Genomic DNA, 13,659 nt, shown 5'->3' on the forward strand with positions numbered 1-13,659 from the left:
TTCATAATTTGTTAATAAAAAGGGGTTATAATTAAAAGCAAGAAAGAACAAAAGGAGTGAGTGATTATGGATTACGAAAAAGACTTTGAAGATAAAATTGAAAAGAATGATCCGGAGAATGTAGTTCTTCCAGAAGAAAATGAAAAAGAAGAGCTATATCAAACAGAAGAATTAAATAGCGAAATATTAAAAGCAGAGGAACAAAAGCAAGAGGAGTTGGAAACTACTGCGCCAATTCCTAAAGTGGTATTTAGAAACAACAAAAAGAGTTTGGGGAAGATGGTAAAAAGATTCAGAAAGAGAATGTTAGCTTCTTTTATCGCAGTAGCGTTGGTGGCAGCTTTAATCGGCGGAGGAATTACAGGAACTGTAATGAAATACTATGGAACCCAAAATGATGCGTCAGCACAAGTTGTTACAAGATATTTACCTCTAGATGCTACTTCGTCAGACGAAAGCGGTATTTTAAATTTGATACCCAACATTTACAAAATAGTGAGCCCAGCAGTTGTAGAAATTAGTACAAGTGTTGCTTACAACTACGGTTATAGAACTAGAGGTAGCGGTTCTGGATTTATCATAAGCTCTGATGGATACATTGTCACAAATAACCATGTAATTGACGGAGCATCAAAAATCACAGTAAAACTTTCAGATGGAAGAAGTGCTGATGCAAAACTTGTAGGAAAAGATGATAGAACAGACCTCGCAGTACTTAAAATAAACCTTCCTAATTTACCCATTGTAAAACTAGGAGATTCTTCCAAACTCCAACCTGGGGAATTGGCAATTGCTATAGGCAATCCTCTTGGAGAATCCTTTGCAGGTACAGTCACAGCAGGTATAATAAGCGGACTCAACAGGAATCTCCAAAGTGATTATGGGCCTGTCAAACTCATACAAACAGATGCAGCTATAAATCCTGGTAACAGCGGCGGACCTCTTGTGAACAGTAAAGCAGAAGTTATAGGTATAACAAGTGTTAAGCTCACTTCAATAGGACCAAGTATACAAGACCCTTTTGGAATGTTCCAGAGCCAAGGAACCCCTGTTGAAGGTATGGGTTTTGCAATTCCAATAAACGAAGCAAAACCTATAATTGACCAGATAATAAAACACGGCTATGTAGAAAGGCCTATGATGGGAATAGGTGCTCAAACTATTACACAACAAGATGCTGCCCAATATAATTTGCCTGTAGGAGTGTATGTAGTACAAGTTCAGCCAAATAGTGGAGCAGAAAAAGCTGGTATCCAACCAGGAGATGTGATAATAAAGGCTGATGGCAAAACCATTACTTCCTTTGAGGATTTGCAAAGCATAATAAATAACCACAAAGTTGGAGATGTAATAAGTGTAACAGTTTGGAGAAATGGCAAAACATTTACAGTTCCTGTAAAATTGCAAAGCAGTGCAAACTTTCAATAAATGAAATAAAGGCCTCCCACGCACAAAAGACTACCGGCAAGTGGCAACTTGCCGGTAGTCTTTTGTAAATGCTATAGCTTTTTTTTGCTTAATTGTGTATAATTAATTTGATAAGGAAGGGTGGTCGTATGTACGTAATTGCAGGTTTAGGAAATCCTGGTAGAGAATATGAAGGAACGAGACATAATGTAGGATTTATGGTAATAGATGAATTGGCAAAAAAATTAGGTATGAATGTCACAAAATTAAAATTTAAATCCCTTGTGGGTGAAGGGAATTTTAAAGGAGAGAAAATAATTCTTTTAAAGCCTCAGACATTTGTGAATTCAAGTGGTGAAGCTTTATACGATGCTGTAAATTTTTATAAAATTCCACTTGAAAATGTAATTGTGATTTATGACGATAAAGACTTGGATGTGGGCAAAATAAGGATAAGAAAAAAAGGAAGTTCAGGCGGTCACAATGGAATGAATTCTATCATATATCTTTTAAATAGCGAAGAATTTCCACGAGTTAGAATAGGAATTGGAAAACCGCAAAAGGATTTAGTAAGTCATGTATTAGGAAAGTTTGAAGAGTCAGAGAAAAAACTAATTGATGAAGCTGTTATAAAAGCAGCAGATGCGGTGATAGATATTATAGAAAATGGGATAGAACATGCTATGAGCAAATTTAACGGTTGATAAAAAGGCAATAAAGGAGAAAAATGAATACATGTGGCTATTATCTGGAATTGGTGGTGTAATTTTAGCATATTTTCTAAATAGGATGGCAGTAACTAAATACAAGAGAAGAGCTATAATTTATCTTGTACCAGCCATTGAAGAAACTTGTAAGACAGTGGTAGGGTATTTGACTTCCTCTATTCTTTTGTCTCATTTGATATTTGGAATTGCAGAGGCAGTAAATGATTACATAAAAGCTTCATATAAAATCAATTTAAGGGCTTCTATTTTAAGTATCTTAAGCCACAGCTTTTTTGGTATAACCTCTTACATATTAGTGATGCAAACAAATATTTTTTTGGCTATTATTGTAACTTCTTTAATACATGGCTTATGGAATAGTCTTATGTTGAGGTGATGAACATGTTTACTCGCCAAATAGAAGAATTAAAAGAGATTAAAACAATAGAAGAATTTCTTCAACAGAGGAAGGGACCTGTTTTGGCTTATGGGCTTACAGATTCTCAAAAAGCCCATATTGCCCATTATATAATGACTAAGTTTAACAAAAAGGTGTTAGTTATTGCTCCTGATGAGGTGGAAGCAAGAAAAATATACGAAGATTTGTATTCTTTTAATTTTGGCAATGCTTCTTTATTTCCTAAAAGAGAAGCCTTGTTTTATAAAATAGATGCTGCGAGTCAAGAAGTGGTGTCTCAGAGATTGCAGGTAATTAAAAAATTGTCAGAAGAAAGTCCCCATGCTGTAGTTACTTCTATAGATGCAGCAGTAGGCAAGCTCATACCTATGGATTTGTTTAAAAAGTATCAGTTTGTTTTTAAATTAGGTGATACTGTAAATTTAGAAGAAGTTATAAAAAGTTTGGTGACCATGGGGTATGAAAGGGTTCAAATAGTGGAAGGAAAAGGGCAATTTAGTGTGAGGGGAGGAATAATCGATGTTTTTTCTCCTACGGAAGAATATCCTTATAGGATTGAACTTTTTGACGATGAAATAGATTCCATAAGGACTTTTGATGTGATTACCCAAAGGTCTTTAGAAAATATTGATAAAATAAATATTTTTCCAGCTACAGAGTTTATCGCAGAGGCAGAGCACATCAAAAAGGGGATTTCGGCAGTTTCGAACTATTTAAATTCCTATTTGTCAAAAATAAAAAAACCGAAAAGTGGTATTGCAGAAAAATTACAGCAAAAATTTGAAGAAATTATGGAGGAGATTACGGAATCTAAAAGGGTAGAAAATATTTATGAGCTTATAGATTATTTTTATGATGACGTTTATTCTATTGTTGACTATATGGGAGAAGATGCAGTTATTATTTTAGATGAAAGCAGTCGCATTAAACAAAGGGTAAATAACCTTCAAATGGAATTTAATGAAAATTTCAAGGCTTTGTTAGAAAAAGGAGAGGTTTTGCCAGAGCAAAGTAAGCTTTTTTTTGATTATGAGGAAATATTAAAAAGAGTGAAAAATAATTTTTTACTCATAATGAATACTTTAGCAAAGCCAGGCAATGAGTTACAACCTCAAACGATTGTTAATTTTGTATCAAGGTCTATGCATCATTTTCACGGCAATATGGATATTTTAGTAGATGATTTGAAGTATTACAAAAACGCAGGATATAAAGTGTTGCTTTTAAGTGGGAATCAAGAAAGAGCAAGAATTTTAAAAGATACTCTTGACAGTTTTAATATTGATACTGTAGTGATTAAAGACAGTGAATACGATATACAAAAAGGGCAAGTGGTCATATATGCTGCCTCTGTTAGCAAGGGATTTGAGTATGTGGATGCAAAATTTGCTGTTATAAGCGATGGAGAAATTTTTGGTCAGACTAAAAGGAGAAAAAGAACTGTAAAAATTAAAAATGCTGACAAGATAAAGAGCTTTACTGAATTAGAAATAGGGTCATATGTTGTGCATGTAAATTATGGCATAGGAAAGTATGAAGGCATAGAAAAGATAAAAGTAGATGGAATTGTAAGGGATTATTTAAAAATAATTTATGCAGGGGGAGATACCCTTTTTGTACCAGTAGAACAATTAGACCTTGTGCAAAAATATGTGGGTCCTACAGACAATCCTCCTAAATTAAATAAATTAGGGGGTAGTGAATGGCTTAGAGCAAAAAGAAAAGCAAAAAAAGCAGTGGAAGACCTTGCTAAGGATTTGATACAACTTTACGCCAAAAGGCAGATGGTGAAAGGACATGCTTTTTCTCCTGATACTCCATGGCAAAAGGAGTTTGAAGAGCAATTTCCCTATGAAGAGACAGAAGACCAGTTAAGGTGTATAAAAGAAATTAAAGAGGATATGGAAAAAGACAGGCCAATGGATAGACTTCTTTGTGGAGATGTGGGATATGGTAAAACAGAAGTGGCTTTAAGGGCTGCCTTTAAAGCGGTGGCTGATGGGAAACAGGTGGCTTTTTTGTGTCCTACTACTATACTTGCTTATCAACATTATGCTAATTTTATTGAAAGGTTTAAAGAATTTCCTGTAAAGATAGAGATGCTCAGCCGTTTTAGAACTCCTAAAGAACAGAGTAAGATAATTAAAGAGTTAGCGGAAGGAAATATAGATATTATAGTAGGTACTCATAGGCTTTTACAAAATGATATAAAGTTCAAAGATTTAGGACTTTTAATTATAGACGAAGAACAGAGGTTTGGAGTTGTTCATAAAGAAAAAATAAAAAAACTTAAGGAAAATATAGACGTTTTGACATTATCAGCAACTCCTATTCCCAGGACTTTACACATGTCCTTGATTGGTATAAGGGATATGAGTGTATTGGAGAATCCTCCTGAAGACAGATTTCCAGTAGAAACCTATGTAGTGGAATTTAATGAAGAATTAATAAAAGATGCTATTTTAAGGGAAATTGCAAGAGGGGGACAAGTCTATTTTGTTTACAATAGGGTAAATGGCATAGAAAAGATGGCTTCTTTTGTAAAAGATTTAGTTCCTGGTTGTAGAGTAGCTGTGGCTCATGGGCAAATGGAAGAAAGTCAATTAGAAAAAGTGATGATTGACTTTCTAAATGGGGAATACGATGTTTTAGTAAGTACTACAATAATTGAGACAGGGCTTGATATACCAAATGTAAATACTATTATAGTTTATGATGCCGATAAGTTAGGGCTTTCCCAATTGTATCAATTAAGAGGAAGAGTAGGTAGGTCAAATAGACTTGCTTATGCCTATTTTACCTATAGAAAGGATAAAGTTTTAAGTGAAGTGGCGGAAAAAAGGTTGGAGGCGATAAAAGAATTTACTGAATTTGGTTCTGGATTTAAAATTGCCATGAGGGATTTGGAGATAAGAGGTGCAGGCAATCTCCTAGGAGCAGAACAACATGGCCATATTGATGCTATTGGTTATGACTTGTATTTAAAACTTTTAGAGGAGGCTATACGGAATTTAAAGGGAGAAGCTCCCAAAGAGGAGATTACTACCACAATAGACATAAAGGTCAATGCTTATATTGATTCTTCCTATATTGAAGACGAAAATTTAAGATTGGAGATGTACAAGAAAATAGCCTCTATAAAATCTAGAGAAGATATGATAGAGATTTCAGAAGAGCTTGTAGATAGGTTTGGCGATTATCCAAAGCCTGTAGAGGCACTATTGGAAATTGCCTATTTAAAGGCTATTGCCTCTCAAGTCAATATTACCGAAATAACTGAAAAAGGGAATTCTGTTATTTTAAAGTTTAATGATATGAATTTGGTAAATATGGAGGTTATAGAGAAAGTAATAAAGGAGTATGGAGGGAATTTAGTATTTTCAAGTCAAGTACAGCCATACCTCACTTATAAATTCAATAAAAAAGAGACTCTGCAAAAAGAACTTATTGAATTGGTAGAAAAAATAAAAAGTTTGCAGTGAGGATAAAAATGATATATAATTAAATTATGCCCATGTAAACTTTTTAAAGTCAGGAGGATGTCATTTTGAAGAGGAAAATTGCATTACTTTTATCTTTCGTTTTTATAGTATTTTTAACAGTATCGTGTTCTGCCGAAAAAGACGTGGTAGCAGTTGTCAACGGTGAAAATATAACTAATGCGGAATATAAAAAAGTTTTTGACCAAGTAAAGGCACAAATTGAAAGTAGTCCCCAATATACAAAAGATATATGGGATGAGGATTATCAAGGGAAAAAGTTTTTAGATGTAGTAAAAGAAAATGTGCTTGATAGTTTAATTGCTGAAAAATTGCTTGTGCAAGAAGCTCTAAAAAATAATATTACAGTTACAGATAAAGAAATAGAGGATGAATATCAAAAACAAAAAGAAGTTAATAAAGATATTACAAAGGAAGATGTGAAAAATTATCTTTTAATAAATAAGCTCTTTGACGAATATACAAAAGATGTAAAAGTTACAGAAGAAGAGTTAAAAAAGTATTATGAGGATAATGAAGAGCAATTCGAAACAGTGAAGGCTAGTCATATATTAGTGGTTGATGAAAAAACAGCAGAAGATATATACAATCGACTTATGAAAGGCGAAGATTTTGCTACATTAGCAAAAGAGTATTCTGTTGATACGGCTACAAAAGACCAAGGAGGAGATCTGGGAGAATTTCCTCATGGCGTTATGGTTCCAGAGTTTGACCAAGTAGTTTTTTCACTTAAGAAAGGTGAAATATCAAAACCTGTTAAAACTGATTATGGATACCATATAATAAAGTCAGATGGTGTTATAATAAAACCTTTTGATGAAGTAAAAGATACTATAGAAAGTTATTTGTTAGATGATAAGAAAAATCAAGTTATTATAGAAAAATATGATGCCCTTGAGAAAGCAGCAAAAATACAAAAGTTTCCTCAAAACATAAAAGTAACAGTAGGATAAAAAAGCCGGCAATTTAGTTGCCGGTCTTTTTTTTGCGAATAAATTTATGGAAAAATATAAATACTAATCTTGAGCTAAAAATTTTAGGAAATGGAGGTATTTACTTTGAAGGCTACAGGAATTGTACGCAGAATAGATGATTTAGGGAGAGTTGTTATTCCTAAAGAAATCCGAAGAACATTAAGAATCAAGGAAGGAGACCCTTTGGAAATTTTTACAGATAGAGAAGGAGAGATAATTTTAAAGAAATATTCTCCAATAAGTGAATTAAGCGATTTTGCGCAAGAATACGCTGATAGCATATATCAATCTACCAAACACCCTGTATGTATTACAGATACAGATAATGTAATAGCTGTTTCCGGAGTTGCAAAAAAAGAATTAATTGATAAACCAATAAGTCAAGAATTAGAAAAATATTTGGAAGCAAAAAAGACGATAATGCTTGGAACAGGGAAAGATAAAGGACCGATTAAAATAGCAGATGGACAGGAATTTAACATTACATCTCAAGTTATAGTTCCTATTATTTCAAGAGGAGATACAATAGGAAGTGTGGTGATTTTTACTAAAGAAGCCGGTGAAGCAGTTACAGAAGTTGAAGCAAAAATCGCTGAAACGGCTGCTGCTTTTTTGGGTAAACAGATGGAAGAATAAATTTATATACACCTATATATACCCCTCTGCATATTATAAACTATAAATTAAGCTGCGCAGGGGGGTTAATTTATGGCTTTTCGCATTAATGACATTGTAATGAGAAAGTCTTATGGCTCTGACATTTTGTTTAGAGTCATTAATGTTATAGATAATAAAGGAGTAAGACATTATCTTTTACACGGTTTAAACATGAGAATAATTGCAGATGCACCAGAAGATGACCTTATAGAGGTTTCTCGCGCCAAAATTGCGGAATATGATAGGCCTTATAAAGAAAAGGCAGAATACCTTTTAAAAAAAATTGCTTCTTCAAAAAGCCTTCAGCGAAAAAAAGGGATGGTACGTGCAAGTCGGCAAGAGCCTTACGGAAGGCCAGGAAAAGTCCTTCACATAGACGGAGATGAAGAATATTTAAATATATGTCTTGATGCCTATAAAAAGGTGGGTATGGAAGTCGTAGGAGTAGTAGTAAAGGAAGAAGAACAACCAGATAAGGTGTATGACCTTTTAGAAAAATATAGGCCGGATATATTGGTTCTTACAGGTCATGATAGTATAAGAAGCAATAGTAGGGATTATGGCGATATAAATAACTACAGAAATTCTAAATATTTTGTGGAAGCGGTTAAAAATGCAAGGAAATACGAACCTGCACTTGACAATTTAGTGATTTTTGCAGGAGCTTGTCAATCAAATTACGAAGCTCTTATAAAGGCGGGAGCTAATTATGCCAGCTCTCCAGAAAGGGTTTTAATACACTGCCTTGATCCAGTCTTGGTAAGTGAAAAAGTAGCTTTTTTCCATATAAATGAGCTTGTAAAAATTGAAGAATTAATAGAAAACACTATAACGGGAGCACCAGGAATTGGAGGATTGCAGACAATAGGAAAATTTAGATATGGCATTCCAAAAGGCAAATATTAAATTAATTTACTCCTTAAGCTAAAAATTATTGATTAAATGCAAATATCTCTGAGATTTGCATATTTTTTTTTGGTTAGTTGTATAATTAAATGCAACAGATAAAAGAATAGAAACCATAGTGAAAATCGTGTATGATATAGGTGTCAACTAAACATCATACAAGGAGGATTTTCACTATGGTTCATAATAATGATACCACAAAAAAGCGTTCTTTTAAACACTTAAGTAGCTATGAACGAGGAGAAATCTATGCATTACTCAAAGAAGGAAGAAGTATTCGGTATATTGCTAAAAAACTTAATCGATCTCCAAGCACTATAAGCCGTGAAATTAAACGTGGAACTACTACACAACTTAGAAGTGATTTATCTTCTTATACAAGCTATTTTCCTGAAACCGGTCAAGCTATCTACGAAAAAAATCGCTCAAATTGCGGAGCTAAATTTAAAGTAGCTAAAGCAGAAGATTTTTTGAAATATGCTGAAAATAAAATATTAAATGAAAAATGGTCACCAGATGCAGTTGTAGGCTATTGTAAAAAAGACCCAAGCTGGAATAATAAAACTATTGTTTGTACTAAAACACTGTACAACTATATAGATAGAGGATTATTAAAAGTTAAAAACATTGATTTACCTTTAAAACTACGTTTAAAACCAAGAAAGAAACAAAATCGTAAAAATAAACGTATTATGGGTAAAAGTATTGATTTTAGGCCTAAAGAAGTTGAAAGCCGTGAAGTTTTTGGGCATTGGGAAATAGATACGTTAATTGGCAAGAAATCTAATGACAAGGTCCTTTTAACATTAATAGAGCGTAAGACTCGCCATGAAATAATATTCTTATTAGATGCAAAAGACAATAAATCTGTTAAAGATGCATTATCAAAATTAAAAGATATGTTTGGTGACAATTTAAGCAAGGTCTTTAAAACAATAACATCTGATAATGGTACAGAGTTTAGTGATTTAGAAAGTGCTCTTTTAGAATATGGCGTAGAAGTATATTATACACATCCATATTCATCTTGGGAAAGAGCTACAAATGAACGACATAACGGTCTTATACGACGTTTCATCCCTAAAGGTAAAAGTATTAAAGATTTATCTATAGATACGATAAAGAGAGTAGAAAACTGGCTTAATAACCTTCCACGAAAATTGTTAAATTACAAAACGCCTAAGGAATACTTTTATGAAGAGCTGGCAAAAATCTGTTAAGCCCATCCATTATAAAGTTTAGAGCTCGTTCGTGATTTGTCAAGGGGCAGGCTTCGCCTGACTTTAACCCTTGACAAATCACGACCTTCGCTCAACTTGTTAACTAAGATGGGCTTAAGGTTATATATGATTTGTTCCAAATCCTATATCTACATGATTTTCATTAGGTGTTGCATTTAATATTGCAATTTATACATATTTTTTTTTGTTTTTTGTATAAAAATCATTATTGACAAGTAGGCAGGTGCACTGATATAATATTATACCCTTGACATTGTCTGAAAATTGTGGTACAATATTCACAGCATGTGCTAAGGAGTTGATAGTGGTGGCAGATAGATCAACCCTTGATGAAATAAAAAAACAATTGGATAAACATATAGGTGCTCGAGTTCGCCTTAAAACAAATGGTGGCAGAAAAAAGACCATAATAAAAGAGGGATTATTAGAAAAGACATATCCGAGCATTTTTATTGTGGTATTAGATGGACAAGGAGCGACCCGGAGGGTTTCTTACAGTTATTCAGATATTTTGACAGATACAGTAGAGTTGACAGTGATGGAAGGAAATAAAAAAATCCAGTGTCTCCAATGACCGAAGATATTCGGTCTTATTTTTTTGGCATAATTTTACCTCAATAACTATATATTATATTAGCATATCTTATTGTGAAGGACTATTATTTTAAGGAGGTAAAAGCATGCCACAGGTGTATAAAGATATTTTAGAGTTTGATTCTGTATCGGGTACATATGATACTCAACTTCTGGTAGAGAGTGATATAATTGTTCCTGAGAATGAACCGGACGTGCTGGTACTTTTGGCATTAAATCCTCGGACATATATTAATGAAGTTTTTGTGACAGAAGGAAAAGTTCAGTTTGAAGGTAAATTAGCATTAGATATTTTGTATTTGGGCGAAAAAAATGGAGAGCTTGAAAGGATTGAAAAAGAAATTGACTATTCACATGTAATTGAGGATGAAGGTATTGATAAGAGGAGCAGATGTATGTTAGTTGCAAATGTTGAAAATGTTGACTACAAGTTGGTAAACAGTAGAAAAATAAGTATGAGAGCTGTAATAAAGATACAATGTAGGTTAGTAGTATCTGATAAAAAAGAAGTAGTAATAGGAGCTGAAGATTCGATAAAAGTGGAATCCCTAAAGAAAAAAGTGAAGTTAATGCATACAGTGGGGCAAAATAGTGTAGAAGTCTTTGTAAAAGATAAAATAAAAGTTCCTGAGGGGGAAGCCCCTATTCAAAAAGTCGTAAAAACAGATGTGGCAGTAAAACCGGAGGAAATTAAAGTCACTGATAACAAAGTAATAGTTCAAGGAAGTGTACAATGTAATATTTTATATATTTCACAGGAAGGAGAATTTGGAAATTTAGAAGCAGATTTAAATTATGCAAATTTTGTAGATATTCCTGGGGCTTTAAGTTATATGTCGGCTAAAACTCAAGAGGAACTCATGGAGGTAATTACAACCGCAGTGGAGGATGAAAAGGGAGAAAATACTATTTTAGATATAGAAGTCACAATAAGGGTAAAAGTTCAAGTGTTTGAGACGGAGGATAGAGAGCTTCCTGTTGATGCCTATGGTACAAAAGCTTATATTCAACCCATGAAAGAAAATTTAACTGTGATAGAGGAATTACAATCTTATAAATCTCAATTTGTAGTCAAAACTAATGTAGAATTACCTTCTCTCTTAAAAAGATTTATAGATGTTGTGGTTATTCCTATTATATCTGACTACAGTGTAGATGTAGATAAATTGGTTTTAGAAGGAATATTAGATTATACTATTTTATATTTGTCTGAAGAAGGTAGTGTAAAGTCTTATAGAGATGAATATCCTTTTAAGACTTTTGTTGAGATAAGTCAAGTTAAAGGACCCATGTTGGTTGATATAAAAATTTCTCATGTTTCCTATGAAATAATAGCCATGAAAGAAATTGAATTAAAGTTTGCAATTGATAATACAGTTGATTTACTTGCAGAGAAAGAAATAGAGGTTATTGTAGACCTTAAAGAAATCGAAGCCCCAAGAGAAATCGATAATAAACACAGCATTGTTGTTTACATGATTCAAAAAGGTGAAACCTTGTGGGATATCGCTAAAAGGTATAGAGTAGGCCTTGAAGAATTAATTTCTGCCAATGGTTTAGAAGAAGAAAAAGTTTCAGAGGGAATGAAATTAATAATACCTATGGAAGAATGATACGCAGGAGACTGCGTATTTTTTTTACAGAAAATTTATTGTATAATGTATAATATATAACTATAATATTATTGAAAGAGCGTGGATGGGATGGAGAAATGAAAAAAATCAAAGTAAAGGCCTATGCTAAAATTAATTTATCTTTAGATGTATTAGGAAAGAGAGAAGATGGGTATCATGAAATTTCTACAATAATGCAATCAATTGATTTGGCTGATATTTTAGAGTTTGAAAAAAGCGAAATAGTCAAGGTTTTTTGCAATGACCATAGAGTACCTTTAGGAGAAGATAATTTAATAGTGAAGGTCATTAACCTTCTAAAAGAAAAATACCAAATGGAAGAAGGGGTGTTAGTCAAGCTTGACAAGAGAATCCCTTTAGCTGCCGGCCTTGCTGGGGGAAGTGCTGATGCTGCTGCTACAATTGTTGCATTAGACAAATTATGGAATTTAAATATGTCAAAAGAAGAAAAAAAAGAAATTGCTCTGAAAGTCGGAGCAGATGTTCCTTTCTGTCTGGAAGGTGGGACAAAGCTTGCGAAAGGCATAGGGGAAATTTTTGAGGATTTAAAAATTACATCTATGAATTTACTTCTTGTAAAACCTGATATTGAAATTTCCACAAAAGAAATTTATGATAAATGGGATAGGCTTAATTTTAAAAGTCATCATGCTACTGTTCCAGTAGTCCAAGCTATACAAGAAGGAAACATATACAAAATTGCAGAAAATATAAAAAATGATTTAGAATTAGTGACTTCTCAGAAATATGGAATTATTAATAAAATAAAAGAGGAATTGCTTAAAAAAGGCGCATTAGGATGTGCTATGTCAGGTAGTGGTCCCACTGTTTATGGAATTTTTGACGATTTAGAAAAGCTTAGAAAAGCTTATGAGGATTTAAAAGAAGTTTACAGTTTTGTGTTTTTTTCAAAAACTATAGATAAGGGGTTAGAATTGTATGAATGATTTTCTTCCATTGGAAAATTATAAACCGTTAAGAGATGTAGTTTTTGATTACATGAAGGATGCCATAATTACAGGTAAGTTAAAACCTGGAGAGAGACTTATGGAAGTTCAACTGGCAGAAAAGCTGGGCGCAAGCAGAACTCCAGTAAGAGAAGCGATTAGGAAATTGGAGCTTGAGGGGCTAGTTGTTATGGTTCCTCGAAAGGGAGCTTATGTGGCAGATTTGGATGCAAAGGACCTTTTGAATGTTTTAGAAGTAAGAAGTTCGTTAGAAGGATTAGCTGCTTCCCTAGCTGCTGAAAGAATAACGGAGGAGGAAATTGATAAATTAAAAAAAATTATAGAAGAATTTCAAAAAAAAATAGAAGAAGGTGATAATGAAGGGCTAGTAAAATTGGACAAGGAGTTTCATGATTTAATTTTTACTGCTTCACGAAATGACAAATTAATTCAAATAATGAATAATTTACAAGAACATGTACACAGATTTAGAGTCAGATATATAAATGAAGAGAAAAAAGCGAAAAAAATACATCAAGAACATAAAAAAATTACAGAGGCTATCGAAGCAAGAGATACGGATGCTGCACGAAAATGGGCAGAGAAACACATACGCAATTTCCAGACAGAGGTTGTAAAAGACATAAAGTATTTTAGTTACAAGGAGTGAGTTA

Annotated in this window: 12 protein-coding genes; all 12 read left to right on the forward strand. The window is 33.1% G+C overall.

Annotation, left to right across the window (positions count from 1 at the left end; translation table 11 throughout):
- The first annotated feature begins 66 nt into the window (after positions 1–66).
- A complete protein-coding gene (locus THEBR_RS00855; protein WP_012268904.1) occupies positions 67–1,428 on the forward strand; it encodes a S1C family serine protease in 1,362 nt (453 codons plus the stop codon).
- 128 nt (positions 1,429–1,556) lie between these two features.
- Positions 1,557–2,111 (forward strand): aminoacyl-tRNA hydrolase, encoded by a 555-nt coding sequence (gene pth / locus THEBR_RS00860; protein ID WP_012268905.1) that lies wholly within the window; start codon positions 1,557–1,559, stop codon positions 2,109–2,111.
- Positions 2,112–2,142: 31 nt separating this feature from the next.
- On the forward strand, positions 2,143–2,511 hold the full coding sequence (locus THEBR_RS00865) for a hypothetical protein (protein WP_012268906.1): 369 nt from the start codon (positions 2,143–2,145) through the stop codon (positions 2,509–2,511).
- Between the two features lie 5 nt (positions 2,512–2,516).
- Positions 2,517–6,014 carry a transcription-repair coupling factor gene (mfd, locus tag THEBR_RS00870; protein ID WP_012268907.1) on the forward strand — a complete coding sequence of 1,166 codons (3,498 nt, stop codon included), beginning with the start codon at positions 2,517–2,519 and terminating at the stop codon, positions 6,012–6,014.
- 65 nt (positions 6,015–6,079) lie between these two features.
- Entirely contained in the window at positions 6,080–6,985 is a 906-nt protein-coding gene (locus THEBR_RS00875) for a peptidylprolyl isomerase (RefSeq protein WP_009052126.1), read from the forward strand.
- 105 nt (positions 6,986–7,090) lie between these two features.
- Positions 7,091–7,642: a stage V sporulation protein T gene (spoVT, locus tag THEBR_RS00880; protein ID WP_003867613.1), complete on the forward strand. Its 552-nt coding sequence runs from the start codon at positions 7,091–7,093 to the stop codon at positions 7,640–7,642.
- Between the two features lie 72 nt (positions 7,643–7,714).
- Positions 7,715–8,569 (forward strand): sporulation peptidase YabG, encoded by an 855-nt coding sequence (gene yabG / locus THEBR_RS00885; protein WP_012268908.1) that lies wholly within the window; start codon positions 7,715–7,717, stop codon positions 8,567–8,569.
- A gap of 176 nt (positions 8,570–8,745) precedes the next feature.
- Positions 8,746–9,789, forward strand: a complete 1,044-nt coding sequence (locus tag THEBR_RS00890; protein ID WP_011025138.1) for an IS30 family transposase — start codon at positions 8,746–8,748, stop codon at positions 9,787–9,789.
- A 325-nt stretch (positions 9,790–10,114) separates the two neighbouring features.
- The gene (locus THEBR_RS00895; RefSeq protein ID WP_003867615.1) at positions 10,115–10,384 is read left to right on the forward strand and encodes a Veg family protein; all 270 of its coding nucleotides are present in this window, start codon (positions 10,115–10,117) and stop codon (positions 10,382–10,384) included.
- A gap of 106 nt (positions 10,385–10,490) precedes the next feature.
- Positions 10,491–12,017 carry a DUF3794 and LysM peptidoglycan-binding domain-containing protein gene (locus THEBR_RS00900; protein ID WP_012268909.1) on the forward strand — a complete coding sequence of 509 codons (1,527 nt, stop codon included), beginning with the start codon at positions 10,491–10,493 and terminating at the stop codon, positions 12,015–12,017.
- Between the two features lie 98 nt (positions 12,018–12,115).
- Entirely contained in the window at positions 12,116–12,985 is an 870-nt protein-coding gene (ispE, locus tag THEBR_RS00905) for a 4-(cytidine 5'-diphospho)-2-C-methyl-D-erythritol kinase (RefSeq protein ID WP_012268910.1), read from the forward strand.
- Positions 12,978–13,655, forward strand: a complete 678-nt coding sequence (locus THEBR_RS00910) for a GntR family transcriptional regulator (protein ID WP_012268911.1) — start codon at positions 12,978–12,980, stop codon at positions 13,653–13,655. The genes ispE and THEBR_RS00910 overlap by 8 nt, the downstream gene beginning before the upstream one ends.
- Positions 13,656–13,659 lie beyond the last annotated feature (4 nt).

This window comes from Thermoanaerobacter brockii subsp. finnii Ako-1 (assembly GCF_000175295.2).
Lineage (GTDB): Bacteria > Bacillota > Thermoanaerobacteria > Thermoanaerobacterales > Thermoanaerobacteraceae > Thermoanaerobacter > Thermoanaerobacter pseudethanolicus.